Annotated in this window: 24 protein-coding genes and 2 other annotated features; all 24 genes read right to left on the reverse strand. The window is 46.3% G+C overall.

Annotated elements, in window-relative coordinates:
- Window positions 1–60 precede the first annotated feature (60 nt).
- Window positions 61–2139: an elongation factor G gene (gene fusA, locus G475_RS0117610; RefSeq protein ID WP_026702401.1), complete on the reverse strand. Its 2079-nt coding sequence runs from the start codon at window positions 2137–2139 to the stop codon at window positions 61–63.
- A 62-nt stretch (window positions 2140–2201) separates the two neighbouring features.
- Window positions 2202–2672 carry a 30S ribosomal protein S7 gene (gene rpsG, locus G475_RS0117615; RefSeq protein ID WP_026702402.1) on the reverse strand — a complete coding sequence of 157 codons (471 nt, stop codon included), beginning with the start codon at window positions 2670–2672 and terminating at the stop codon, window positions 2202–2204.
- Between the two features lie 34 nt (window positions 2673–2706).
- Complete coding sequence (gene rpsL / locus G475_RS0117620) at window positions 2707–3120, reverse strand: 30S ribosomal protein S12 (RefSeq protein ID WP_026702403.1); 414 nt, start codon at window positions 3118–3120, stop codon at window positions 2707–2709.
- 108 nt (window positions 3121–3228) lie between these two features.
- Window positions 3229–3480, reverse strand: a complete 252-nt coding sequence (locus G475_RS0117625; protein WP_026702404.1) for a 50S ribosomal protein L7ae-like protein — start codon at window positions 3478–3480, stop codon at window positions 3229–3231.
- Between the two features lie 77 nt (window positions 3481–3557).
- Window positions 3558–7175: a DNA-directed RNA polymerase subunit beta' gene (rpoC, locus tag G475_RS0117630; RefSeq protein ID WP_026702405.1), complete on the reverse strand. Its 3618-nt coding sequence runs from the start codon at window positions 7173–7175 to the stop codon at window positions 3558–3560.
- Between the two features lie 109 nt (window positions 7176–7284).
- The gene (rpoB, locus tag G475_RS0117635) at window positions 7285–10821 is read right to left on the reverse strand and encodes a DNA-directed RNA polymerase subunit beta (protein WP_026702406.1); all 3537 of its coding nucleotides are present in this window, start codon (window positions 10819–10821) and stop codon (window positions 7285–7287) included.
- 372 nt (window positions 10822–11193) lie between these two features.
- Window positions 11194–11793, reverse strand: coding sequence for a class I SAM-dependent methyltransferase (locus tag G475_RS0117640; protein ID WP_026702407.1), 600 nt, complete (start codon window positions 11791–11793; stop codon window positions 11194–11196).
- 132 nt (window positions 11794–11925) lie between these two features.
- Complete coding sequence (rplL, locus tag G475_RS0117645) at window positions 11926–12288, reverse strand: 50S ribosomal protein L7/L12 (RefSeq protein WP_026702408.1); 363 nt, start codon at window positions 12286–12288, stop codon at window positions 11926–11928.
- A gap of 72 nt (window positions 12289–12360) precedes the next feature.
- A complete protein-coding gene (gene rplJ, locus G475_RS0117650) occupies window positions 12361–12861 on the reverse strand; it encodes a 50S ribosomal protein L10 (RefSeq protein WP_026702409.1) in 501 nt (166 codons plus the stop codon).
- Between the two features lie 35 nt (window positions 12862–12896).
- Window positions 12897–13049: a sequence feature (ribosomal protein L10 leader region), on the reverse strand.
- A 59-nt stretch (window positions 13050–13108) separates the two neighbouring features.
- On the reverse strand, window positions 13109–13807 hold the full coding sequence (gene rplA / locus G475_RS0117655) for a 50S ribosomal protein L1 (protein ID WP_026702410.1): 699 nt from the start codon (window positions 13805–13807) through the stop codon (window positions 13109–13111).
- A 117-nt stretch (window positions 13808–13924) separates the two neighbouring features.
- Complete coding sequence (rplK, locus tag G475_RS0117660) at window positions 13925–14347, reverse strand: 50S ribosomal protein L11 (protein ID WP_026702411.1); 423 nt, start codon at window positions 14345–14347, stop codon at window positions 13925–13927.
- A gap of 166 nt (window positions 14348–14513) precedes the next feature.
- Window positions 14514–15047, reverse strand: coding sequence for a transcription termination/antitermination protein NusG (nusG, locus tag G475_RS0117665; RefSeq protein WP_026702412.1), 534 nt, complete (start codon window positions 15045–15047; stop codon window positions 14514–14516).
- 48 nt (window positions 15048–15095) lie between these two features.
- On the reverse strand, window positions 15096–15290 hold the full coding sequence (secE, locus tag G475_RS0117670) for a preprotein translocase subunit SecE (protein WP_026702413.1): 195 nt from the start codon (window positions 15288–15290) through the stop codon (window positions 15096–15098).
- Window positions 15291–15731: 441 nt separating this feature from the next.
- On the reverse strand, window positions 15732–16388 hold the full coding sequence (sigH, locus tag G475_RS0117675; RefSeq protein ID WP_407636215.1) for an RNA polymerase sporulation sigma factor SigH: 657 nt from the start codon (window positions 16386–16388) through the stop codon (window positions 15732–15734).
- 79 nt (window positions 16389–16467) lie between these two features.
- The gene (locus tag G475_RS0117680; protein WP_026702415.1) at window positions 16468–16977 is read right to left on the reverse strand and encodes an NYN domain-containing protein; all 510 of its coding nucleotides are present in this window, start codon (window positions 16975–16977) and stop codon (window positions 16468–16470) included.
- 2 nt (window positions 16978–16979) lie between these two features.
- Window positions 16980–17729: a 23S rRNA (guanosine(2251)-2'-O)-methyltransferase RlmB gene (gene rlmB / locus G475_RS0117685; protein WP_026702416.1), complete on the reverse strand. Its 750-nt coding sequence runs from the start codon at window positions 17727–17729 to the stop codon at window positions 16980–16982.
- Window positions 17726–18142 (reverse strand): Mini-ribonuclease 3, encoded by a 417-nt coding sequence (locus G475_RS0117690; RefSeq protein WP_026702417.1) that lies wholly within the window; start codon window positions 18140–18142, stop codon window positions 17726–17728. Before G475_RS0117690 ends, rlmB begins: the two co-directional genes overlap by 4 nt.
- A gap of 2 nt (window positions 18143–18144) precedes the next feature.
- Window positions 18145–19542, reverse strand: coding sequence for a cysteine--tRNA ligase (gene cysS / locus G475_RS0117695; protein ID WP_026702418.1), 1398 nt, complete (start codon window positions 19540–19542; stop codon window positions 18145–18147).
- Window positions 19543–19557: 15 nt separating this feature from the next.
- Window positions 19558–20205, reverse strand: coding sequence for a serine O-acetyltransferase EpsC (epsC, locus tag G475_RS0117700; RefSeq protein ID WP_026702419.1), 648 nt, complete (start codon window positions 20203–20205; stop codon window positions 19558–19560).
- 156 nt (window positions 20206–20361) lie between these two features.
- Window positions 20362–20594: a binding site (T-box leader), on the reverse strand.
- A 3-nt stretch (window positions 20595–20597) separates the two neighbouring features.
- Window positions 20598–22058 (reverse strand): glutamate--tRNA ligase, encoded by a 1461-nt coding sequence (gene gltX / locus G475_RS0117710; RefSeq protein ID WP_026702421.1) that lies wholly within the window; start codon window positions 22056–22058, stop codon window positions 20598–20600.
- Between the two features lie 80 nt (window positions 22059–22138).
- On the reverse strand, window positions 22139–22615 hold the full coding sequence (gene ispF / locus G475_RS0117715) for a 2-C-methyl-D-erythritol 2,4-cyclodiphosphate synthase (RefSeq protein WP_026702422.1): 477 nt from the start codon (window positions 22613–22615) through the stop codon (window positions 22139–22141).
- On the reverse strand, window positions 22612–23313 hold the full coding sequence (gene ispD, locus G475_RS0117720) for a 2-C-methyl-D-erythritol 4-phosphate cytidylyltransferase (protein WP_026702423.1): 702 nt from the start codon (window positions 23311–23313) through the stop codon (window positions 22612–22614). The genes ispF and ispD overlap by 4 nt, the downstream gene beginning before the upstream one ends.
- Window positions 23314–23586: 273 nt before the next feature.
- The gene (locus tag G475_RS0117725) at window positions 23587–24684 is read right to left on the reverse strand and encodes a PIN/TRAM domain-containing protein (protein WP_026702424.1); all 1098 of its coding nucleotides are present in this window, start codon (window positions 24682–24684) and stop codon (window positions 23587–23589) included.
- A 209-nt stretch (window positions 24685–24893) separates the two neighbouring features.
- Entirely contained in the window at window positions 24894–26288 is a 1395-nt protein-coding gene (radA, locus tag G475_RS0117730; protein WP_026702425.1) for a DNA repair protein RadA, read from the reverse strand.
- Window positions 26289–26377 lie beyond the last annotated feature (89 nt).

The raw sequence follows: 26377 nt of genomic DNA on the forward strand, positions 1-26377 counted from the left end.
GGGAATCACCTTCCTCAGCTTACATTAAAACAATGTCCGAGACAATCTTTCAAGAAAAATTTATTCACCGCTGTTTTTCTTGATGATTTCTTCTGAAATGCTCTTCGGTACTTCTTCATAGTGGTCAAAGAACATGGTATAGTTGCCGCGTCCCTGAGTGATGGAACGAAGGTTTGTCGCATAGCCAAACATTTCAGCAAGCGGAACAAATGCCTTAATTGCCTGGGAGTTACCCCGTGCTTCCATTCCGTCTACACGTCCGCGCCGGGAGGTGACATCTCCCATAACGTCGCCCATATATTCTTCCGGCACGACGACTTCCACTTTCATCAATGGTTCCAGCAGAACCGGTTTACAATGGTTTTTCGCTTCTTTAAGAGCCATCGAAGCAGCTACTTTAAATGCCATTTCGTTCGAGTCTACATCGTGGTAGGAACCATCAAACAAAGTAGCCTTTACGTCAACCATTGGATATCCTGCCAGCAGACCGTTGTCCAGGGCTTCTTCTATACCCTGCTGTACGGAAGGTACATATTCGCGCGGAACAACACCACCGACGATTTTATTGACAAATTCAAAGCCGCCGCCTTCTTCGTTCGGTTCAAAGGTAACCCAGACGTGGCCGTATTGTCCGCGTCCACCGGACTGACGCACGAATTTACCTTCGCAGTTCGCAGATTCTCTGATCGTTTCACGATAGGAAACCTGCGGAGCACCGACCGTAGCATCGACTTTAAATTCTCTTTTCAGACGGTCCACGATGATGTCCAAATGAAGTTCACCCATCCCTTTGATAATGGTTTGGCCGGTTTCTTCATCTGTTTCCGTCTGGAATGTCGGATCTTCTTCAGCTAGCTTGCCGAGCGCAATCCCCATTTTGTCGTGGTCTGCCTTTGATTTTGGCTCCACCGACAAACGGATAACGGGATCCGGAAAGTCCATCGACTCCAGAATGACACGGCTTTTGTCATCACATAAAGTGTCTCCCGTACCGGTGTCTTTTAAACCAATGCCGGCAGCGATATCACCGGAATAAACGGTAGAAATCTCTTCCCGGGAGTTGGCGTGCATCTGCAGAATACGTCCAACTCTTTCTCTTTTTTCTTTCGTCGTATTCCGGACATAAGAACCTGCATCCAGTTTTCCGGAATACACACGGAAGAAAGTCAGCTTCCCGACATAAGGGTCGGTTGCCACTTTAAAAGCAAGGGCAGCAAACGGCCCCTCATCATCGGCTGTTCTTTCCACCTCTTCCTCACTGTCAGGAAGAATACCTTTAATCGCAGGTACATCGAGCGGGGAAGGCAGGTAGTCAATAACAGCGTCAATCATGAGCTGAACCCCTTTGTTTTTAAAAGCAGATCCGCATAGAACAGGATAAAATTCAACATTTAATGTGCCTTTACGGATGGCGGCTTTTAATTCGTCCGTGCTGATTTCTTCTCCCTCAAGATACTTCATCATGAGGTCTTCATCAAGTTCAGCAACAGCTTCTACAAGGGACTCGCGGTATTCGTTTGCCTGCTCCTTGTATTCATCCGGAATTTCGCGGGCTTCTGCCCGTGTGCCCAGGTCATCCATATAGTAGAATGCCTGCATGTTAATCAAGTCGATAATTCCTTCAAAGCTGTCCTCAGCCCCGATCGGGAGCTGTACAGGATGAGCATTCGCATCCAGACGATCCTTTAAGGTTGAGCATGAATATAGAAAATCAGCTCCGACCTTATCCATCTTATTAACGAAAACAATACGCGGAACATGGTACGTCGTAGCCTGGCGCCACACCGTTTCCGTCTGCGGCTCCACGCCGGACTGCGCATCCAGCACTGCCACTGATCCATCCAGCACACGCAGCGAACGTTCTACCTCTACGGTGAAGTCGACGTGCCCCGGAGTATCTATAATGTTGATTCTGTGACCTTTCCACTGCGCAGTAGTAGCAGCAGATGTGATCGTGATTCCCCGTTCCTGTTCCTGGGACATCCAGTCCATCTGGGAGGCGCCTTCATGCGTTTCCCCGATCTTATGGATACGTCCCGTATAATAAAGAACGCGTTCTGTAGCAGTGGTTTTACCGGCATCGATGTGAGCCATGATCCCGATATTACGAGTTTTTTCTAAGGAGAATTCTCGTGCCATGAACTTTCATTTTCTCCTTTCCATAACTATTTAGTTAATAGGGTATTTGGATTGAATAAAAACTACCAACGATAGTGGGCGAATGCTTTGTTCGCTTCAGCCATGCGGTGTGTATCTTCGCGTTTCTTCACGGCTGATCCTGTATTATTGGCAGCATCAAGGATTTCATTTGCCAGGCGTTCTTCCATGGATTTTTCTCCACGGAGACGAGCATAGCTTACAATCCAGCGAAGCCCGAGTGTCGTGCGGCGGTCGGGTTTCACTTCGATCGGCACCTGATAGTTCGCCCCGCCTACACGGCGTGCTTTTACTTCCAGGACGGGCATTACGTTCTTCAACGCTTGATCAAATACTTCCATAGGATCGTTTCCCGATCTCTCTTTCACAAGATTAAATGCTTTATATAGAATGTTCTGGGCCTTCCCCTTTTTTCCATCGATCATAATGCGATTAATCAATCGCGTTACCAGTTTGGAATTATAAAGCGGATCCGGCAGCACATCCCTGCGTGGTACTGGTCCCTTACGCGGCATCAGTTGATTCCTCCTTTCATTGATTCATGAACCTTTATTTTTTGGCACGTTTTGTACCGTATTTTGAACGGCTTTGCTTACGGTTCTGTACACCAGCAGTATCCAGAGCTCCACGTACGATATGATACCGCACACCCGGAAGGTCCTTCACACGGCCTCCACGGATCAGCACAACACTGTGTTCCTGAAGATTGTGTCCGATTCCGGGAATGTAAGCAGTAACTTCAATTTGGTTGGTCAAACGTACACGGGCGTATTTACGCAATGCGGAGTTCGGTTTTTTTGGTGTCATCGTTCCTACCCGGGTGCAGACCCCGCGTTTTTGAGGAGAATCCTGATCCGTTGGTACTTTTCTATAACTATTATATCCTTTATTCAAAGCTGGTGAATCAGATCCTTTGGTTTTTACCTGACGCCCTTTCCGTACCAATTGGTTAATGGTTGGCATCGTGTTTCCTCCTTTCTTTATGCTGTTTCTTAAGACCACCGTTCCAGGTGGTTCATTGTAAAGCAAAAGTAAAGTTTTTGCCAGCAGGAGGCCCTGCCAGCAAAAACATCATTGCTTTTTTAATGCGACTGCAGCTGCCCCAACATCAATGCCGCAGACTTTACCAAGTCTCCGCATGGAATCGACCGTATATACCGGGACTCCTTTTGATTCAGCTGCGAGAAGTACCTTGCTGACAACCCTGTTTTCAGCGTCGCCTGCTACAATTACTTCTTTAACGAAGTTTGCTTCCAGCGCTTTCAGCGTTTGCTTCGTTCCAATTAAAACCTCATCCGCCTGTGAAACTTTTTCATAAGACATTCTACATCCTCCAAAGCACAGGGTGTTAGGCGCACTTTGACAGCATATCACCGCGGCGGGAAGATGTCAACACTATTTTAATTTTGAGGAACTGTCTCTTCGTCCGTCTCCAAAATGTCCGCATCCTGCTCTTCCGGCTTCTCCATTTCCAGGGAACGATAACGCTGCATGCCGGTTCCGGCCGGAACCAGTTTCCCGATAATGACATTTTCCTTCAGGCCGAGCAGCTCGTCGCGCTTGCCTTTGATCGCAGCGTCGGTCAGCACGCGTGTTGTTTCTTGGAAAGAAGCCGCTGAGAGGAAGGAATCTGTCTCAAGCGAAGCCTTTGTGATTCCAAGGATAATTGGATGACCAACAGCGGGACGGCCGCCGTTTTGCAATACTTTTTCGTTTGCATTGTCGAAGTGATGGATTTCCACCATTGTTCCAGGAAGAACATCCGTGTCCCCGGCATCTGCTACTCTGATTTTATGAAGCATCTGGCGGACCATTACTTCTACGTGCTTATCGCCGATTTCAACCCCCTGCATGCTGTAAACTTTCTGCACTTCTTTCAGGAGATATCTTTGTACTTCCTGTACACCTGTAAACCTTAAAAGTTCTTTCGGATCAATTGAACCCTCGGTAAACGCTTCTCCGGATTTCACTTTATCGCCTACATCCACTCTTAGGCGGGCCCCGTATGATGTAGTATAACTCCGTGTCTCCAGATTGCCCTGAACGGTAATTTCTTTTTTCCCTTGGTGATCTTTAACATCAATTACTTCACCGTCAAGTTCTGAAATCACTGCCTGACCTTTTGGATTCCGGGCTTCAAACAGCTCTTGAATACGCGGGAGACCCTGAGTAATATCGTCTCCTGCTACACCGCCGGTATGGAAGGTGCGCATCGTAAGCTGTGTACCAGGCTCTCCAATGGATTGAGCAGCAATGATACCTACAGCTTCTCCTACTTCTACGTCTGCACCTGTTGCCAGGTTTTTTCCGTAACATTTTTTGCAGACGCCGTGGCGGGTATCACAGGTGAAGACGGAACGGATCGTCGCTTTCTCAACGCCGGCGTCTTCAATTTCTTTCGATTTTTCTTCATTCATTAATTCGCCTTTTCCAGCCAGGACTTCATTTGTTTCAGGATGCCGGATGGTCTTGAAAGCGACACGGCCGATGAGACGATCCTGAAGTTTCTCAATGACTTCATTGCCTTCCCGAAGCGCCGTCACTTCAAGTCCGCGGTCGGTACCGCAATCGTCTTCGCGGACGATAACATCCTGAGCAACGTCCACCAGCCGGCGTGTAAGATAACCGGAATCGGCTGTTTTCAGAGCAGTATCTGCCAGTCCTTTCCGGGCACCGTGGGTGGATATGAAGTATTCAAGAACCGTCAACCCTTCACGGAAGCTTGATTTAATCGGAAGCTCAATGATTTTTCCGGATGGATTGGCCATCAGGCCGCGCATACCAGCCAGCTGGGTGAAGTTAGAAGCATTACCACGGGCGCCGGAATCACTCATCATGAATATTGGGTTAAGGGTGTACAAGGACTTCAACAGTTTATCCTGGATAGTGTCCTTGGCTTCACTCCATACCGAGATTACTTTATTGTACCGTTCTTCATCTGTGATAAGACCGCGGCGGAATTGTTTCATAACACGTTCCACCTGACTTTCCGCATCATCCAGGATTTCCTTTTTGTCTTCCAGTACTACAATGTCCGAAATTCCGACAGTTATCCCGGCCTTCGTGGAATAATAGAAACCAAGGTCTTTCATCCGGTCGAGCATTTTCGAAGTCTCGATAATCTGAAACTTCTTAAATACTTCCGCGATGACATCTCCCAGGAATCCTTTCTTAAATGGCGGAACGAGTTCACGTTCCTTATAGGCTTCCGCCACATTCGTTGTTTTATCAACGATATAATTTTCAGGAACAGCTACCTCCAGGTTTGTGCCGGTAGGCTCATTTACATACGGGAAGGAAGTTGGAAGTATTTCATTAAAAATAATCTTCCCTACTGTCGTCAGCAGCAGTTTTTCACTCTGTTCTTTGGTGAAGTTTGTTTTTCCAAGGCTTGCAACCGGAAGAGCAATCCGTGTATGCAAATGAATGTAACCGCTCTGATAGGCCTGGAGAGCTTCGTTTGGGCCTTTGAAAACGGAACCTTCGCCGGTGGCGCCTTCCCGCTCCAATGTCAAATAGTAGTTTCCTAAAACCATGTCCTGAGAAGGTGTTACTACTGGTTTCCCGTCTTTTGGGTTCAGGATATTCTGCGCCGCCAACATCAACACCCGGGCTTCCGCCTGGGCTTCTGCGGACAATGGCACGTGTACTGCCATCTGGTCTCCGTCAAAGTCAGCGTTGTACGCTGTACATACCAGCGGATGCAGTTTCACGGCCCGGCCTTCCACAAGTGTCGGCTCAAATGCCTGAATACCGAGACGGTGAAGTGTCGGAGCACGGTTCAGAAGGACTGGATGCTCTTTAATTACTTCTTCCAGCACGTCCCATACTTCATCATGAACACGTTCTACTTTCCGTTTTGCACTTTTTATATTATGTGCCAGCCCTCTGCTGACCAGTTCTTTCATCACAAACGGCTTGAATAGTTCCAGAGCCATTTCTTTTGGCAATCCGCACTGATACATTTTCAAGCTTGGTCCTACAACGATCACGGAACGGCCGGAATAGTCCACACGTTTACCGAGAAGGTTCTGACGGAAACGTCCCTGTTTTCCTTTTAACATATGGGACAGAGATTTCAATGGACGGTTCCCTGGACCAGTTACAGGGCGGCCGCGGCGTCCGTTATCGATCAACGCATCTACCGCTTCCTGAAGCATCCGCTTTTCGTTTTGAACAATAATGTTCGGAGCCCCAAGATCAAGCAGACGTTTTAAACGATTATTCCGGTTAATAACCCGGCGGTATAAATCGTTCAAATCAGAAGTCGCAAAACGACCTCCATCCAGCTGAACCATCGGACGAATCTCTGGAGGTATAATAGGCAGCACATCCAGAATCATCCACGCAGGATGATTTCCGGAATGGCGGAAGGATTCCAGGACTTCAAGCCGTTTTATCGCACGGGTACGGCGCTGGCCCTGAGCCGTTTCCAGCTCATCTTTCAGCATTTTAACTTCTTTATCAAGATCAATATCCTGCAAAATCTTCCGTATCGCTTCAGCCCCCATTTTAGCAGTGAAGCTGCGGCCGTATTTATCATAATAGGAGCGGTATTCCCTTTCGGAAAGCAGCTGTTTATACTCAAGTGGTGTGTCACCTGAATCGGTCACCACATAAGAAGCAAAGTAAATCACTTCCTCAAGAGAGCGCGGAGACATGTCAAGAACAAGTCCCATGCGGCTTGGAATACCTTTAAAATACCAAATGTGGGAAACAGGGGCAGCCAGCTCAATATGCCCCATGCGTTCCCGTCTTACTTTCGAACGGGTCACTTCCACCCCGCAGCGGTCACAGACGACACCTTTGTAACGCACACGCTTGTATTTACCGCAGTGACATTCCCAGTCTTTGGTGGGGCCGAATATTCTTTCACAGAAAAGACCGTCTTTCTCCGGCTTCAGGGTACGATAGTTAATCGTTTCCGGCTTTTTCACTTCTCCGCGGGACCATGAGCGCATCTTATCAGATGATGCAAGACCAACTTTCATATATTCAAAATTATTAACATCTATCAAGGGGTCAACCTCCCTTTCGAAACTTTGGGATAGCGGTAAGAAACAGGTGCAGAAGAGGTGCTTTGCCAAAAGCACCTCTTTTATTTACGCCCTGCTGCTAAGACCTGCCTCAGGCGTTTTCACTGGACTCCAATTTTAGATTTAACGTGCCGCTGGATTCTTCTTCATCATCCAATTCTTTCATTTCAATTTCCTCTTCGGTACTGGATAACATCTTCACGTCCATGCCAAGACTTTGAAGTTCTTTAATCAGTACCTTGAATGATTCAGGAACTCCAGGTTCGGGTACATTTTCACCCTTGACAATCGCTTCGTACGTTTTCACCCGGCCGACCACATCATCTGACTTCACTGTCAAGATTTCCTGCAGGGTATAAGCCGCACCGTAAGCTTCCAACGCCCATACTTCCATTTCACCAAAACGCTGGCCGCCGAATTGAGCTTTACCGCCAAGCGGCTGCTGCGTAACAAGAGAATAAGGTCCGGTGGAACGGGCATGGAGCTTATCGTCTACCATATGAGCCAGCTTAATCATGTACATAACGCCCACGGATATGCGGTTGTCAAAAGGTTCACCTGTGCGTCCGTCATACAGAACAGTTTTTCCGTCCCTGGCGATACCGGCTTCCTGGATAGTTTCCCAGACGTCTTCTTCTCTGGCACCGTCAAATACCGGGGTGGCCATATGAAGATTCAGTTCTCTTGCTGCCATTCCAAGGTGCAGCTCCAGAACCTGGCCGATATTCATCCGCGAAGGAACCCCGAGCGGGTTTAACATAATTTCTATCGGAGTGCCGTCTGGAAGGAAAGGCATATCTTCTTCCGGGAGAATCCGGGAAATAACACCTTTGTTTCCGTGACGGCCGGCCATTTTATCCCCTTCATGAATCTTCCGTTTCTGTACCAGATATACCCGGACAAGCTGGTTCACACCCGGAGGCAGTTCATCGCCGTCATCACGGTTGAAGATCTTCACATCCAGAACAATTCCGTCCGCTCCGTGTGGTACCTTCAGCGAAGTATCCCGTACTTCTCTGGCTTTTTCACCAAAGATGGCGTGCAGCAGGCGTTCCTCTGCGCTCAACTCTGTCATGCCTTTCGGAGTTACTTTTCCTACCAGAATATCCCCGTCTTTCACTTCAGCACCGACCCGGATAATTCCACGGTCATCCAGATCTCTCAGTGCGTCTTCGCTGACGTTTGGAATATCTCTTGTGATCTCTTCCGGACCAAGCTTGGTGTCCCGTGCTTCTGACTCGTATTCTTCGATATGGACAGATGTATACACATCGTCTTTCACTAAACGCTCACTAAGAATGACCGCATCCTCATAGTTATAACCTTCCCAAGTCATAAATCCGACGAGAATATTCCGGCCAAGCGCCATTTCTCCATTTTCCATGGAAGGGCCGTCACCGAGAACTTCTCCTTTTTCTACACGATCGCCCTCTTTCGCGATTGGGCGCTGGTTATAACTGGTCCCCTGGTTGGAACGTATATATTTAGACATTTTATATTTATCCAGATCGGTCTCTACTTCTTTGCCGTCAACTTCTTCAATGCGGCGCACCCAGATTTCACGGGCGGTTACCCGCTCCACGATTCCCTTTGTTCTTGCGACGATCGCTGCTCCGGAGTCGCGGGCCGATACATATTCCATTCCCGTACCTACAAGCGGAGCTTCTGGTTCTAAGAGCGGTACAGCCTGACGCTGCATGTTTGCTCCCATTAATGCACGGTTGGAGTCATCGTTTTCCAGGAATGGGATGCAGGCTGTGGCTGCGGAAACGACCTGCTTTGGCGAAACGTCCATATAGTCAATTTTATCTTTAGGAACATGGGTGTTTTCCCCGCGGAAGCGGGCAATGATATTATCATCGGCAAACCGTCCGTCTTCTGTCAGCTTGGCGTTTGCCTGTGCCACCACATAATTGTCTTCCTCATCCGCCGTCAGATAGTCACATTCTTTTGTAACAATCCCGGTTTCATGGTCGACTCTCCGGTAAGCTGTTTCAATAAAACCGAATTCATTCACTCTTGCATAACTGGATAAAGAGTTTATCAAGCCGATGTTTGGTCCTTCCGGTGTTTCAATCGGGCACATGCGACCGTAGTGGGAGTAGTGCACGTCACGAACCTCAAAGCCGGCTCTTTCCCTTGTCAAGCCGCCTGGTCCCAGCGCAGACAGACGCCGTTTATGCGTCAGTTCCGCTAAGGGGTTGGTCTGGTCCATAAATTGAGAAAGCTGAGAGCTTCCGAAGAACTCTTTAATAGAAGCAATAACCGGACGGATATTAATCAACGCCTGCGGAGTAATGGAACTCGGATCCTGAATAGACATCCGCTCCCGGACGACCCTCTCCATGCGCGAAAGTCCGATTCTGAATTGATTCTGCAGAAGTTCACCGACAGAACGCAGCCGGCGGTTGCCAAGATGGTCGATGTCATCTGTCAGGCCGACCCCGTGCAGCAAATTGAAGAAGTAATTAACGGTGGAAACCATATCTTCCGGCGTAATGTTTTTTACATCACGATTGATATTTCCATTACTGATGACACGGATGGCTTTGTCTTCGTCCTGCTCTTCCGGCGGATAAATCTTGATCGACTGGACATCCAGATCCGCTTCTTCAATAACGCCGCCGGCGACAGAATACCGCTTAAATCCTAGATTATTCTCCAAGTAAGGCATTAACCGGTCCAGCGTGCGTCGGTCCAGTAAGTCACCGTCTGTTACAAGAATTTCCCCCGTCTCCGGGTCAGCAAGGGTTTCAGCGACACGCTGATTAAAAAGTCTATTTTTTATATGAAGTTTTTTATTCGCTTTATATCTGCCGACATTAGCAAAGTCATAACGTTTAGGATCGAAAAATCTGGTGTTCAACAGACTCTTCGCACTGTCAACAGTCGGGGGCTCTCCAGGACGCAGACGTTCATAAATCTCAAGCAGGGCCTTTTCACTGCCCTCTGTATTATCCTTTTCTAACGTATTGCGCAAATACTCATCTTCCCCGAGCAGATCAATGATTTCTTGATCAGACCCGAACCCTAGTGCGCGCAGCAGCACCGTTACCGGTATCTTTCTCGTACGATCGATCCGTACATACACAACGTCCTTAGCATCGGTTTCCAGTTCCAGCCAAGCACCACGGTTCGGAATAACGGTAGAAGTGTGCACTTTCTTACCATTCTTGTCCACTTTCTCATTAAAGTAGACGCTTGGAGAACGAACCAGCTGGGATACAATGACACGCTCTGCCCCATTGATGATAAACGTACCGGTGTCTGTCATAAGCGGGAAGTCGCCCATAAAGACTTCCTGTTCCTTGACTTCACCTGTTTCTTTATTCATCAGCCGCACTTTCACACGCAGTGGCGCCGAATATGTCACGTCCCTTTCTTTGGATTCATCCATTGAATATTTTGGTTCACCAAGACTGTAGTCTATGAACTCAAGAACCAGATTACCCGTGAAATCTTCAATAGGAGAAATATCCTGAAACATTTCGCGGATACCCTCATCAAGAAACCATTGATAAGAAGCTGTCTGAATTTCGATTAGATTGGGAAGATCCAATACCTCGTTGATGCGGGCATAAGTTCTTCTCTGGCGGTGGCGTCCAAACTGAATAAGTTGACCTGTCAACTGAGTCACCCCTTAAATATCACAATAATATCCACCTGTTAAAACAGGCTAAAATACCCCGCGGCGCTGCTAAAATTATAGAAACACAAAAGCCCTGGGAAGAGACGGATGTATGCCTCTGCCGTATAAACAGGAAACAGGCCTTTTATGTTATCATTGTCTTTCTGTGCCTAACCTTTTCCTACAAAGAAAAAAATGGTTTCTTCATCAATAAAGAACCACTATTTTCCATCTGTCAGACTGATTATATTATTTTTCCCTACCCTTGTTTGTTTTATACATGGTACAATAATGAAAAATGGACGATTACTGCATAGATGAACAAGGATACTTATACGCATTAAATAATATTAACACACCGCGATAGAACAGTCAATTCTTTTTTGCACAGAAAATATAATATCCCTTTTTTTTCGCAACTATATCAACTTCATCAAAAACGGACATTAGTTTATCTTTGGCAGAGGGAGCCCCCTGCTTTTTTTGTATGACCACCCATAACGTTCCTGCCGGCGCCAAGAATCGATAAGCCTGTTCAAACAAAGAATGAACCGTCATTTTTCCCGCTCTAATCGGCGGGTTGGTTAAAATAGAAGCAAAATCAGATTTTTCGATGGAAGAAAACAGATCGCTTTTGACCATCACCGTGTTCTCTAATTCCAAAGCAGCCGCATTTTTCTCGGCAAGTTCCAGGGCACGCTGATTCACATCTGCCATCCATACCATCCGGTTCGTCTCCCGGGCCAGCGACAGGCCGATGGGTCCATAGCCGCACCCCATGTCAAGCACCGGACCTTCCACCTCCGGCCACCAAAAACTGTCGGCAAGCATTCTGCTCCCAAAATCTACTTCATTTTTGGAAAAGACGCCGTGATCAATCCGCAAAGACATGCGGCGTCCCCGTAAAACAGCGGTAATGGTTCTTTCCTGACTTTCCCTTTCCGGATGTTCATCAAAATAATGACTTCCCATCTGCCTTGTTCACGTCCTTTTTATTGTGCTGTTATTTTAACAAATGGCTGAAGCGTTCCTCAAATCGCCTTCCCTTTCCGAACTAAAAAGAGCCTCCTCTATGAGAAGAGAAAGCTCTCTGTCACTTATCTATTACTTCAGTTCGACTGTCGCACCTGCTTCTTCAAGCTGTCCTTTCAGCTCTTCGGCTTCTTCTTTGTCTACGCCTTCTTTCAGCGTTTCCGGAGTGCCGTCAACAAGGGCTTTAGCTTCTTTCAAACCAAGGCCGGTGATTTCACGAACTACTTTGATAACATTGATCTTCGATGCACCTGGATCTTCAAGCACAATGTTGAATTCTGTCTGTTCTTCTTCTGCTTCAGCAGCACCGCCGCCGCCTACAGCAACCGGTGCAGCTGCAGTTACGCCAAATTCTTCTTCAATAGCTTTTACGAGATCGTTCAATTCAAGAACGGACATTTCTTTGATTTCTTCAATGATTTGTTCTTTACTCATTGTAAATCCTCCTTTTATTAATAGCTGTGCTATATGCGGCACAACAAAATATCATAGACCAATACCAGCTTTTTACGCGCCTTCTTCTTCTTTTTGATCGGCCACTGCTTTAGACGCCAATGCAAAGTTGCGGATCGGAGCCTGAAGGACGTTCAGAAGCATAGAAACAAGACCTTCATGGGATGGAAGACTTGCAAGCTCTTTAATTTCTTCAAGAGAAGCCACACGACCTTGAATAACTCCTGTTTTAATTTCGAGCGCTTCATGCTCTTTTGCGAAATTATTGATGATTTTCGCAGGGGCAACCACATCCTCTGAACTTGTTGCCACAGCAGTAGGTCCAAGCAAAAACTCATCCAGATCGGTCAAGTTCGTCTTCTCTGTCGCCCGGCGGACCATTGTATTTTTGTAGACTTTAAAATCCACACCCGCTTCACGCAGCTGTTTCCGCAGCTCCGTCGCTTCCTCTACATTCAAGCCCCGGTAATCCACGACAATGGTAGAAATACTGTTTTCCAGTTTATCCGCAATTTCCTGAACCACCTGCTGTTTTTGTTCAATCACTGCATTCATACTTTACACCTCCTGCTCTTATTCTCCATTCACCCCAGCTCAATAAAAAACCTTCATGTCCCCAGACATGAAGGCGGTCAGTCTTCACTCACACTTCAACAAACGTTTGAAGTATGCCTAAAAACTACCTCGGCAGGAAATTAAGCACTACGTGCACCTGCTGTCTGCGGTAAATCTTATTTATATTATTGTCAGTGTCCATATACCGCAACAAAGTATAACGGTTTTTCTGCTGACAGTCAATCCATTATTTTAAATTAAGAGTGGAAGTACTGATTCTTACACCCGGTCCCATGGTGGAAGCTACGGCTGTATTTTTCACATACGTTCCTTTAGCTGCTGCCGGCTTCGCTTTAACTAAAGCGTCAATCAGAGCTTTGAAGTTTTCTGCCAGCTTGTCTGTGTCGAACGAAATTTTTCCGATCGGTGCATGAATATTCCCGGATTTATCCACCCGGTATTCGACCTTACCAGCCTTCACTTCCTCAACAGCTTTCGTAACATCCATTGTTACCGTACCGGTTTTAGGGTTCGGCATAAGCCCTTTCGGTCCTAAGATCTTACCAAGCTTACCGACCTGAGCCATCATGTCCGGTGTCGCAATAACAACATCAAAGTCGAACCATCCCTGCTGGACCTTATTCACAAGATCTTCTTCTCCGATATAGTCAGCGCCGGCTTCTTCAGCTTCCTGGGCTTTTTCTCCTTTTGCAAAAACGAGAACGCGCTGTGTTTTACCAGTTCCATGTGGAAGTACGACAGCGCCTCGAAGCTGTTGATCGTTTTTACGCGGGTCCAGCCCAAGACGGACAGCGGCTTCTACTGTCTCATCGAAATTAGCGATAGATGTCTTTTTTACCAGCTCGATGGCTTCTTCGGTATTGTATTCTTGTTCTTTATCAATCAGCTGGACAGCGTCTTGATACTTCTTACCTCTATTAGCCAATGTTATTCCTCCTCGATTGTGGTTTTAGCGGTTAGACCTCCCACTTTTAAAGGTTGCGAACGGATATCCTTTCCAGGGTGGAAAGGAAGTCGCAACCTTAGGCAAGGCAATGTTTTACTATTCTACGTTAAGCCCCATACTCCGGGCTGTACCTTCTACCATGCGGATTGCCGCATCCAGATCAGCCGCATTCAGATCCGGCTGTTTTGTTTCAGCAATTTCACGCACTTGATCACTGGTAACCGTGCCTACTTTATTAGTATGCGGTTCACCAGAACCACTCTCAATACCGGCCGCTTTTTTCAACAATACCGCAGCGGGCGGGGTTTTTGTAATAAAAGTAAAAGAACGGTCTTCATATACAGATATTTCAACAGGAATAATCATACCTGCATCGTCTGCCGTGCGAGCATTGAACTCTTTGCAGAATCCCATGATATTTACGCCTGCCTGACCCAGCGCTGGACCAACGGGCGGTGCCGGGTTCGCTTTTCCGGCAGGGATCTGAAGCTTAACTACTTTTTCGACTTTTTTAGCCACGCACATACACCTCCTTAGTCCGTGATGTGGTTGATCGGACACCTACGTGCCCTCCCACTCTTCAAAAAAATGGAACGTCTGGTGCTTTCAAACCTTCCATTCTTTTTCCTTATGAATATCAAACATTAAAATCTTATCACTTCAGCAAATCAACCGCAAGGGTTTTTTAAATCTTTTCCACCTGAGTAAATTCCAGTTCGACCGGGGTCTCCCGCCCAAACATGTTTACGTGGACTTTTACTTTTTGCTTTTCGGCATTTATATCTTCTATTGTTCCGGTGAAATCAGCAAACGGGCCTTCTTTCACTTTTACAGATTCCTTTAGATCAAATTCCGTTTCTGCTTTCGGCTCTTGTTCTCCGGACTGACGCAGAATGTGTTCTACTTCTTCGGGGAGCAGCGGAGTCGGTTTCGACCCGGCACCGGTGGAACCTACAAAACCGGTCACTCCAGGTGTATTCCGGACGACATACCAGGAATCATCCGTCATCACCATTTCAACGATCACATATCCCGGAAATATCTTGCGCATGACCTCTTTTGTTTTTCCATTTTTCACTTCCGTTTCTTCTTCCACCGGCACGAGAACACGGAAGATTTTATCTGTCATTTCCATCGATTCCACACGCTTTTCCAGGTTTGTTTTTACTTTATTTTCATAACCAGAGTAGGTGTGAACAACATACCAATTCATTTCCATTATTCACTGGACGGTTGCGTCCTTCCCTCCTTTTACTCGAAGCCGTTTCTATTCAAGAATAATTCGTACAAGCTCCGACAATCCCAAATCTACGACGGCAAAGAAAATGACGAAAAATATTATCGTGATAATAACCACAATGGTGTATTTTGTCAGCTCTCTCCGCGTCGGCCACGTGACGCGTTTCATTTCCCTGCCCACTTCCCGCAGGAATTTTACCGGGCTTTTTGTTCCATCAGCCATACAGCCACCTCCAAACCAGTCACACCGCCCGAAAAGGCGGTCTCCATTCTCCTCAACCTTATGTTTATCCCGCTGCCAGGCGTCCGTAAAACTACCGCTCCCGTCAACGGGAGATCACGGGTGCTCAAGCCCCGGAAGTTTCACTTTATATTTTTCTCCTAAATAAAAAAACAACCGCTGTATTACCATTTTATCCTCTCAATGCGGTTCGATTATACCTGTTATTATCATTTTTTTCTAGACAGCCTTGTGCACCATTACTCTCCTCCGCATTGAGCATCGTTTATCAGGACAAGGTCCTTGCATACGCTAAACCACTTTATCATATAGAGAAAAACGTGTCAATTCACGTTGACACGTTTTCGGCTGGTTTTTGGAAACAATAATAAAAGTATGTTTGAAAACGCTTTCCTTGGCTTTTTAAAAATTAAGGTCTCTTAATTAAGAACTGACACCCTTTACTTCTACACACTTCTCTAATTTTCGTTTTACCCGCTGAAGGGCATTGTCAATGGATTTCACATGGCGCTTCAGCTCACCTGAAATCTCCTGGTAAGACCTCCCATCCAAATATAACATCAGCACCTTTTGTTCCAGATCACTGAGAATTTCTCCAATTCTGCCTTCGATATCACTGTATTCCTCCCGGTTGACAAGCAGCTCTTCCGGATCACTGACGTTCGATTCACACAGGACATCAAGCAGTGTCCTTTCCGACTCTTCTTCGTATAAAGGCTTGTCCAAAGAAACATAGGAATTCAAAGGCATATGTTTTTGCCGGGTTGCCGTCTTTATCGCAGTAATAATCTGCCTCGTAATACACAGTTCGGCAAAAGCTCTGAAAGAAGACAGCTTGTCTCCTTTATAATCCCGAATGGCTTTATAAAGACCAATCATACCTTCCTGTACAATGTCTTCATGATCACCGCCAATTAGAAAATAAGATCTGGCTTTTGCCCGGACAAAATTCTTGTACTTATTAATAAGAAACTCCAAAGCACTGCTGTCACCGGAATGAACCCTTCTAACCAGCATTTCATCTTCTGTTTTGCCAGAGTACTGATGTCCTGTTTCTTTGAGGTCAAGACCCAATACAATCCCTCCGCCCTCGACTGTTTGTAGATTGTATAAAGATATAGCAACATTATATAGCACTAGTTATAGAGGCGTCAACAGCTCAACGGTCGCCTCGACGCCATTTTTCAAAAATTTCAGCTATTTCGCGGGAAAGCGGAAAATTCGACATATTTTCCTGCTTCTGTTCCACAACTTCCCGGGAAATACTCTTTTCCACCATTTCCATCTCCACCCTCAGTTCACGGGCTGATTTCCGGAGAGCTCCGCTTCCAAACGTGAAAGACTGTTCAGCATAATCGGAGGTCGCCACATGAACACGTGTTTCGATGTTTTTTAATTGGCCGACGAGCTTTTCTATGCGCTCATCCGCTGTTTCATTTTCTCTGGTATAGATCACATCGACAAGAAAATCTTTATACCTTCCGCCGGCACCTTCTACCATATGAGCATCAAATATCACTTTTATCTCCCAGCCCTTATAGGCTTGATACTCAGCCATTTTGCGAACAAGCAGGTCTCTGGCTCCCTCTAAATCCTTCTCCCGCAATTCCTTTAATTCCGGCCAGTCCCCTATGATATTATATCCATCCACCAGCAGTATGTCTTTCATTTTCAATCGCTTCCTAACGGATGACGCTGTCGAAAAACTTCATACATTAAAAGGGAGGCAGCTACAGAAGCGTTCAGGGAGGAGACCTGCCCGGCCATTGGAATAGACAGCAAAAAATCACACTTGTCTTTTACCAGACGGCTCATCCCTTTTCCCTCACTGCCAATAACCAGTCCCAGCGGAAGATCTGCATCCCAGCCTCGATAATCCTGCGTGGCTTCTCCATCTGAACCAGCCAGCCACAATCCTTCTTTTTTTAATTCTTCCATCGTTCTTGCCATATTGGTGACTCTTACGACAGGGACATATTCAACCGCCCCGGTTGAAGATTTAGCTACTGCCTCCGTTAAGCCGGCAGACCTTCGCTTCGGAATGATAACTCCATGAGCCCCTGCAGCATCTGCTGTTCGAATAATAGAGCCAAGATTATGAGGATCTGCCATTTCATCAAGTAAAATGAAAAACGGTGCTTCCTTTTTAGCAGCTGCTGCGGCAAACAGATCCTCCATCTCCGCATAGTCAGAAGCCGCGATGGAGGCGAGCACTCCTTGATGATTGGAAGTTCCAGATAAGTCGTCCAGTTTTTTTCGTGGTACGGTCTGTACCACCATACTATTTTCTTTGGCCTGTTTCTGAATTTCTTTCATCGGCCCTTTCCCTGCTCCTTCGGCTATCCATATTTTATTCATCGGCCGTTTAGAGCGCAGCGCTTCAAGGACAGCGTTTTTGCCATAAATCCATTCTTCTGTCACCCGTTTTCACTCCTTTCCAGCATATTTACGGCGTAAGCCACTAATTCTTCCACTCTTTCTTCCTTTTGACTGAAATATAAATAGCCAATGAGGGCTTCGAAAGCTGTGCTGTACCGGTACGTGTTTTGGTCCGTATTTTTTGGAACTGTACCGGATTTAGCATTTCTTCCGCGCCTGGCCGCCGCTTCTTCTGAGTCAGACAGCATTCCTTCCTTTAATAAAGCATGCATGACAGCTGCCTGGGCGTTTGCTGAAACAAAGGAAACAGCGCTTCGGTGAAGCTGGTGCGGACGCATCCTTCCTGAAGCGATAAGGTAATGACGGATATGAAGGTCATAGACCGCATCCCCCATATAAGCCAGTGCCAATGCATTTAACTGCTTTGCCTCTACAGGATTCTCTTTATTATTCATATCTACTCTCTTTTCCAGCGGGTGCCCTGTGGTGTATCTTCTAAGATAATTCCCTGTTCTTTTAAATGGTCCCTGATCTCATCGGCCCTTGCAAAATTTCTATTTTTTCTTGCTTCCACCCGTTCTTCAATTAATCCCTCTATCTCTTCATCCAATATTTCCTCCGCTGTTTCCACCTTTATATCCAGCGCCTTTCCTATTTCCCGGATCGTATCTAAAAAGGCCTGCAGTATATCTTTAGACGTGTGGTTCTCCTGCAGATACCGATTAGCCAGCTTAACCAGATCAAACAATACACTAATGCCATTGGCACTGTTAAAGTCATCATCCATTTCTTGAATAAAGGTGTGTTTATGCTGCTGCACAGCTTCGGCCCACTGTCCCGCTTTTCCAAACCCGGCACTTTCTTTATGGCGGTGCTTCAGGTTATTTACCGTGGTCTGAATTCGTTCGAGACTGTTTTTTGCACTGTCTAACAGTTCTTCGCTGAAATTAAGCGGACTGCGGTAATGGGACTGCAGCATAAAGAAACGTATAACTTCCGGAGAATGCTTTTGAATAATGTCATGGACCAGCACAAAGTTACCGAGGGATTTGGACATTTTTTCATTATCAATCTGAATATAGCCGTTATGCATCCAATAATTGGCCATTTTCTGTTCGTTGAGTGCCTCTGATTGGGCGATCTCGTTTTCGTGATGCGGAAAGGCCAGATCCTGGCCTCCTGCATGAATATCAATCGTATCCCCTAAATATTTTTTAACCATAGCGGAGCATTCAATATGCCAGCCCGGCCGGCCGTAACCCCACGGGCTTTTCCAGGCGATTTCTCCTTCTTTGGCAGCCTTCCATAAGGCAAAGTCGAGTGCGTTTTTCTTCTTTTCTCCAACTTCAATTCTTGCCCCCAGCTGCAAATCATGGATGGACTGAGACGAGAGTTTCCCATAATCCTCAAAGGACTGTGTCGAGAAATACACATCGCCCTCTGCTTCATAAGCGTAGCCTTTATCAATAAGCGCTTCAATAAATGATATAATTTCCGGCATTGTTTCCGTGACACGCGGATGCAGATCTGCTGCCTCCACCCTTAACGCCCCAGTATCTTCAAAATACGCCTGGATAAAGCGCTCTGCCAGCACCGGCACTTCTTCGCCTAATTCTTTGGCTGCGTTTATAATTTTGTCGTCCACATCCGTGAAATTCGAAACATAAAAAACATTGTAGCCCCGGTACTCCAGATATTTGCGCACCATATCAAACACGATTGCCGGCCGTGCATTCCCAATGTGTATATAGTTGTAAACGGTCGGGCCGCACACATACATTTTCACTTCCCGGCCGGATAAAGGCTGAAAAGTTTCTTTTCTGCGGGTTAACGTGTTATACAATCTAATACCCATTATTCATCGGTCCCTTCATCCATTTTTTCTTTTATACTCCGCTACCTCTTTTTTTAATTCTGCTATTTCTTTCTCTAACTCTTTGAACTTATCAGAGACAGGATCAGGAAGCAGATGGTGATCCAATTCATTTTTCTCCACTTTCACACCATCCTGCACAACAACCTTGCCGGGAATACCAACCACGGTGGAATTCGGCGGTACTTCCTTCAGCACCACAGAACCGGCTCCTATTCTGGAGTGTTTTCCGATCGTCATGGAGCCTAAAATTTTTGCCCCTGTGGCAATCAGTACATTATCTTCAATGGTCGGATGACGCTTTCCTTTTTCCTTCCCGGTCCCCCCCAGGGTCACTCCCTGGTAGATCGTGACATTGTCTTTAATTTCACAGGTTTCCCCAATCACCACGCCCATGCCGTGGTCAATAAATAAACGTTGGCCGATCACCGCGCCCGGATGAATTTCAATCCCGGTAAAGAAACGGCTGATTTGGGACAGCAAACGACCTAAAAAGTACATTTTTTTCTTCCAGAGCCAGTGGGCGATCCGGTGGGTCCAAATAGCGTGAACCCCTGAATACGTTAACACTACTTCCAGCCGGCTTCGAGCAGCGGGGTCCTGGTCAAATACTACATCTATATCATTCTTAAACGTCTTCCACATGTTTACTCTCCCCTCCCCGGGTGTAGTAAAAAAAGCGCAAGTGCCCGCCTATCGGCGGGACAGGCCTTCGAGCCGATGGCGCCTGAAGCTGGATCTTAAAAACGCGAATTTTTATACTCTTTGATACTATAAAAAAGCGTCTCCGTGCATTTTCTGCACAGAGACGCCTGACTGCAAACGCGGTTCCACTCTGTTTAAAAGAAATATCGTTTCTGGAATATTTCTTTTCCCTTCCTGGATAACGGCTCTTGCGCCGCTTCTGCCTACTGTAACCTTCAGCAGAAGACTCAGGGATGCATTTTCAAAGGGCCCTTTCAAATCACTCTCAGCTCTGTGATTCTCTCTGTATGAAAGAGAAACCTCTTACTTTTTCCCGTCGATGTTTTAGCTGTTTATTGTTTTACGGCTTCACTCAACCGGGCCTGCACCGTGCTTTTTCCTAAAAGAGCAATCGCCTGAGGAAGCTCAGGTCCATGAGTCTGCCCCGTTACGGCTACACGGATCGGCATAAAGAGTTTTTTGCCTTTCTGTCCTGTTGCTTTCTGTGTTGCTTTGATGGCAGCTTTAATTTCCTCCGGTTCGAAAGCTGTTACGTCTTCAAGCTCTTGTGAGAAATGGTCCAGTACTTCCGGGACCTGTTCTCCGGATAATACTTCTTTCGCTTCTTCATTATACGTGATCTCCCGTTGAAAGAACAACTCTGTTAATGTGGTGATTTCTGCTGCATAATGCATTTGCTCCTGGTAAATGGATACGAGCTTTTTTGTCCACTCATACTGTTCATCATTCAGTGTTGCCGGGAGTTTATTTTCTTTCTGCAGATGAGGAATGGCAAGCTTGGTCAGCCTCTCCACATCAGCTTCTTTCACATACTGGTTATTCATCCACGCTAATTTGTCCGTATCAAAAACTGCTGGTGCTTTAGAGACCCGTTCCAGAGAAAATTGATGTTCGAGTTCTTCCAGAGAAAACAGCTCTTCCTCGCCAACCGGGGACCAGCCCAAAAGCGCCAGAAAGTTCACAATCGCTTCAGGCAGATAACCGAGCTCCTGATACTGCTCGACAAACTGCATGATCGATTCATCCCGTTTACTCATTTTCTGCCGGTCTGGGTTCAGGATGAGAGAGGCATGCGCAAACATCGGTTTTTCCCATCCAAAAGCTTCAAATACAAGAGCCTGCCTTGGGGCATTCGATAAATGTTCTTCGCCGCGGATGACATGACTGATTTCCATCAGGTGGTCATCTACTACTACGGCAAAATTGTACGTCGGGATACCGTCTTTACGAGCAATGACAAAATCGCCGATATCTTCGGTTTCAAAGGTCACATCTCCTCTTACCACATCCTGAACCAGGACACTCTGTCCTTCAGGGACGCGAAAACGAACGACCGGTTTTATTCCCTGATCCTCGTAAGCTTTCCGCTGTTCCGGTGTCAGATCACGGTCGCGGCCGCTGTATTTCGGCGCCTCGCCCCTGGCCAGCTGTTCTTCCCGCTCCTTCTGCAGTTCTTCTTCTGTCATATAGTCATAGTAAGCTTTCCCCTCATCAAGGAGCTGCTGTAAGTAGCTCTCATATATATCAAGCCGCTCCATACAGCGGTATGGGGCATGAGGCCCTCCGATATCCATGCTCTCATCCCAGTCTATTCCGAGCCACTTTAAACTGTCCATCAACTTTTCTGTGGCATCTTCTACGTTTCGGGCCTGGTCCGTATCTTCAATACGGACAATGAATTTACCGCCCTGACTCCGGGCAAATAGAAAATTAAACAAAGCAGACCGTGCCCCGCCTATGTGAAGATGTCCCGTTGGACTTGGCGCAAACCGGACTCTTACTTCCTTACTCATTTTTCTACCCCTTTCCTTTGCTGTTAGTTCAGCTCATACATTTATTCATCCTGCGCTTGATTATATCATTGACGTTTTGCTTATGTTATAGGTTCCAATAACACAACGGCGTGGGACGCAATCCCTTCTTCTCTGCCTGTGAAGCCCAGTTTTTCCGTCGTTGTTGCTTTTACATTCACCTGAGCTTCTCTGCACTCCAGGGCAGCGGCTATGTTTTCCCGCATTTCATCGATATAGGGGGCCATTTTAGGTTTTTCTGCCAGAATGGTTCCGTCCATATTCGCAATCTGGTACCCCTTCTGCCGTACCAGCTGATACACCTGTTTTAACAGGAAAGCAGAATCCGCATCTTTGTAGGCAGGGTCCGTATCCGGAAAGTGCTTGCCGATGTCACGTTCCCCGACAGCCCCCAGCAGAGCATCAGCGGCTGCATGTAACAATACATCCGCATCAGAATGACCGGCCAGTCCTTTGGAATGGGGAATAGGTACGCCTCCTATAATAAGGGGGCGTTCTTCCGTGAGTTGATGGACGTCAAAACCATGTCCGATTCTCAATGACGTCTCCCCCTTTTTCGTTTTTTCAATATAGCTTTTGCTACTACCATATCTTCCGGTGTGGTCAGTTTAATGTTATCATATCCACCTTCCACAATATGTACAGGAACATCCATACGTTCCACAAGGCTTGTGTCATCTGTGCCTCTAAACTTCTCTAAAGCAGCTTTCTGATAAGCCTCAAACACGACTGGAAATTGAAAAGCCTGCGGTGTTTGGACTGACCAAATGCTTGACCGTTCAATCGTTTCGGTCACTTTTCCTTCAGCCACTCGTTTTACCGTGTCTTTCATACGCAGTCCAATGACAGCCGCTCCTTCTTCCGCTGCTTTTTCCGCTAGCTCATGAATATGCTCCACCGTCACAAATGGACGGGCCCCGTCATGGATAAGCACAATGGTTGATTCGCTTCCTTCTGCCTTTTTCAGGCCTTCAAACACACTGTCCTGCCTCTCTTCTCCTCCTGTTACAATACTATCCACTTTGCTTATATGCCATTCCTGAAATAAGTCGGCCATTGGTCCGGTTTCATAATCATTAGCGACCACAATAATCTTCCCGCACCAGGGATCATTTTCAAAAATGGAAACAGTATGGATAATTAACGGGCGGTCCTCCAACATTAAAAACTGTTTATTGTGACCGGCTTTCATTCTTTTCCCCTGCCCCGCTGCCGGTATAACGACTGTGTATTTCATATTACCTCTCCAATATATCTCGCTCTAATATCAGGCTCTTTTATCATACACTTGAAAGCTATGTGGAGGCAACAGTAAGAAAACGGCGGTTGAGAAATTCGTTCCACCCCGCGCAGCGTAGAAGACAAGACGTGGCAGGGGAAGTCCATAAAGTCAGGATCTCCTGTCTAAGCCAACATGGGACGCCTTCCGTTCCTGCCCATGGTTGACCTCTCTTCGTCACACAGAAAAGGAGCTGTACCTTTTGATACAGCTCCCGGCAGAAATTAGGATTTACAATGCCTTTTCCATCAGCTTGGGTTTGGCAAATATCATACGGCCTGCACTGGTCTGCAATACACTAGTCACAATAACTTCTATTGTTTTACTGATGTAGTCACGCCCTCCTTCAACGACAATCATCGTGCCGTCATCCAGGTATGCTACACCTTGATTTTGTTCTTTACCGTCTTTTATGACCTGCACACTCATTTCCTCTCCAGGGAGAACCACTGGTTTTACCGCGTTAGCCAAATCATTGATATTTAATACATCCACGCCTTGAAGATCGCAGACTTTATTTAAGTTAAAGTCGTTGGTCACCACCATGCCTCCGCGTACTTTTGCAAGTTTTACGAGCTTGCTGTCGACCTCCTGAATATCTTCAAAGTCTCCTTCATAAATCTCCACTTCCACCGGAAGGTCTTTTTGAATACGGTTTAAGATATCCAGACCTCTCCGGCCGCGGTTTCGTTTCAATACATCGGAAGAATCCGCAATATGCTGCAGCTCCTCGAGCACAAATTCAGGAATGACAAGGGTTCCTTCAATAAAACCGGTTTGACAGACATCAGCAATACGTCCGTCTATAATGACGCTGGTATCTAATATCTTCACCTTTGAACTGTCCTCCCGGATCAGCAGTTCTTCTTCCCTTTTTTTGGTTACCGCAGTGCGGCTGGCAGGAAACAGACTCTTTAATTCATCCCGCTTTTTAAAACCAACCTGAAACCCAAAATATCCTAAAAAGAATGTAATAAAGATCGGCAGCACAGAATTAATCACAGGGATCTCAAGTGAATTCAGGGGCAGGCTGATTAAAAATGCCACGACCAGACCAAATACTAATCCCAGTGTTCCAAACAATACATCTGTAACCGGGGCTTTTACAATCATTTCTTCCAGAACCCGCATCCCGTTCACAATATAATCAGCCATCCAGAATGTAGCCACAAACAGCAGTACCGCTCCGATAACAGCTCCGATGTATGGGTTACCGAGCCAATCAGGCATGGAGCTATAATTCAATAAAGATATAAATTCCGGAATGAAAATAAAACCTAATGTTGCCCCGGCAAGAATAAAAAACAGTTGTACAATTCGTTTTAGCACGCCTGCTGTCACCTCCTTTTACTCATTATAGACAAAAATTTATATTTAAAACCTTTCATTTCCAGTTTAAATAAAAAACCATGAGTGAAGCAGGTTTTACTCTAAATGTAGCAAAATTTTACGTATTTGTCACAGATTTTAATAATTTTTCATTGTATCGTGAATAAATTGTAACGTCAATGTTATATTTTTCAATTATTTGACAAAATTCACCATCTAGGGGCCTGGTGCTCCAGCGCCATTTCCAGTGCTTCTTCCAACGTAGAAACGCCGATTACTTCTATAGTGTCAGGATAGGTCCATCCTTCTAAATTTTTAGCTGGAACAACCGCCCGTTCAAAGCCCAGTTTAGCAGCTTCATAAACTCTATCTTCAATCCGGGATACTCTTCGTATTTCCCCTGTCAAACCCACTTCTCCGATGACAACATCTTTTGGACTTGTGGCGTGATTTCGAAAACTGGAGGCAATACAGACAGCCAGCCCAAGATCTATTGCTGGTTCATCCAGCTTTACGCCGCCGGCAACATTCATATAAGCATCCTGGTTCTGCAGCAGCATCCCTAATCTTTTTTCCAGCACAGCCATCAACAAAGCAATTCGGTTATGATCCACGCCGGTAGCTGTTCTTTTCGGATTCGCAAAACTGGATGGCGCAATAAGCGCCTGAATTTCCACCAGCACCGGCCTTGTTCCTTCAAGCGAGGCCACGACAATAGATCCGGCACTTCCCTGGGTCCGTTCTTCGAGAAATATCTCCGACGGGTTTTTGACTTCCTTCAGCCCCATTTCCTTCATTTCAAAGATACCGATTTCATTGGTGGAGCCAAAGCGGTTTTTTACGGCTCTTAAAATCCGGTACGTATGGTGCTGTTCTCCTTCAAAATACAAGACAGAATCCACCATATGTTCCAGCATTTTCGGTCCTGCGATCGATCCCTGTTTTGTGACATGCCCTACAATGAATATGGCAATTCCTCTTGATTTAGCTATTTTCATAAATGAGGAGGTGGTTTCCCGGACCTGTGCCACACTGCCGGGGGCAGAGGTAATGTTTGTTTGATGTACCGTCTGAATCGAATCAATGACAACAAGGGTAGGATTTATCTGATGGATGGCATGTTCTATCAAATCCATATCTGTCTCTGCAAACACAAACAGAGAGTCTGCTTTCACACCCAGCCGGTCTGCCCGCAATTTCGTCTGTTTCACGGATTCTTCCCCGGATATATACAGCACTTTATGAGAGTGATCCGCCAGAATAGAGGTTACTTGTAATAGGAGAGTTGATTTCCCTATTCCCGGATCTCCTCCTACTAAAACAAGAGAGCCAGGCACAATCCCACCTCCAAGCACCCTGTTCAACTCTGGAAGGTCGGTATCGATTCTAGGTTCTTTTTCCCCGATCACCTTCGTAATAGGCTCAGGTTTTTGAGAAGCCCCCTCTCCATGCTGAAAGGCCCGTTTCGCTCCCGTGTTTTTGGCGCTCGTTTCTAATTCTTCGACCATAGTATTCCATTGGTTACAGCCTGGACAGCGTCCCATCCATTTGCTTGTTTCGTACCCGCATTCCTGACAGACAAACTTGGATTTTTGTTTTGCCACACGCGTCCCTCACTTTATTTCCTCACTTTTCCGATACAAAACAGCTGTTCGCAAAGTGCCTTGGCACTTTACAAACAGCGATTCTTTTA

This window comes from Salibacterium aidingense DSM 18341 (assembly GCF_000429685.1).
Taxonomy (GTDB): Bacteria; Bacillota; Bacilli; order Bacillales; family Marinococcaceae; genus Salibacterium; species Salibacterium aidingense.

What these genes read in the sequence shown, in the direction of transcription:
- fusA (WP_026702401.1), bottom strand. Translation starts at nt 2,139, where the DNA reads ATGGCACGAGAATTCTCCTTAGAAAAAACTCGTAATATCGGGATCATG.
- rpsG (WP_026702402.1), bottom strand. Translation starts at nt 2,672, where the DNA reads ATGCCGCGTAAGGGACCAGTACCACGCAGGGATGTGCTGCCGGATCCG.
- rpsL (WP_026702403.1), bottom strand. Translation starts at nt 3,120, where the DNA reads ATGCCAACCATTAACCAATTGGTACGGAAAGGGCGTCAGGTAAAAACC.
- G475_RS0117625 (WP_026702404.1), bottom strand. Translation starts at nt 3,480, where the DNA reads ATGTCTTATGAAAAAGTTTCACAGGCGGATGAGGTTTTAATTGGAACG.
- G475_RS0117640 (WP_026702407.1), bottom strand. Translation starts at nt 11,793, where the DNA reads ATGGGAAGTCATTATTTTGATGAACATCCGGAAAGGGAAAGTCAGGAA.
- rplL (WP_026702408.1), bottom strand. Translation starts at nt 12,288, where the DNA reads ATGAGTAAAGAACAAATCATTGAAGAAATCAAAGAAATGTCCGTTCTT.
- rplJ (WP_026702409.1), bottom strand. Translation starts at nt 12,861, where the DNA reads ATGAATGCAGTGATTGAACAAAAACAGCAGGTGGTTCAGGAAATTGCG.
- nusG (WP_026702412.1), bottom strand. Translation starts at nt 15,047, where the DNA reads ATGGAAATGAATTGGTATGTTGTTCACACCTACTCTGGTTATGAAAAT.
- secE (WP_026702413.1), bottom strand. Translation starts at nt 15,290, where the DNA reads ATGGCTGATGGAACAAAAAGCCCGGTAAAATTCCTGCGGGAAGTGGGC.
- G475_RS0117680 (WP_026702415.1), bottom strand. Translation starts at nt 16,977, where the DNA reads ATGAAAGACATACTGCTGGTGGATGGATATAATATCATAGGGGACTGG.
- G475_RS0117690 (WP_026702417.1), bottom strand. Translation starts at nt 18,142, where the DNA reads ATGAATAATAAAGAGAATCCTGTAGAGGCAAAGCAGTTAAATGCATTG.
- cysS (WP_026702418.1), bottom strand. Translation starts at nt 19,542, where the DNA reads ATGGGTATTAGATTGTATAACACGTTAACCCGCAGAAAAGAAACTTTT.
- epsC (WP_026702419.1), bottom strand. Translation starts at nt 20,205, where the DNA reads ATGTGGAAGACGTTTAAGAATGATATAGATGTAGTATTTGACCAGGAC.
- gltX (WP_026702421.1), bottom strand. Translation starts at nt 22,058, where the DNA reads ATGAGTAAGGAAGTAAGAGTCCGGTTTGCGCCAAGTCCAACGGGACAT.
- ispD (WP_026702423.1), bottom strand. Translation starts at nt 23,313, where the DNA reads ATGAAATACACAGTCGTTATACCGGCAGCGGGGCAGGGGAAAAGAATG.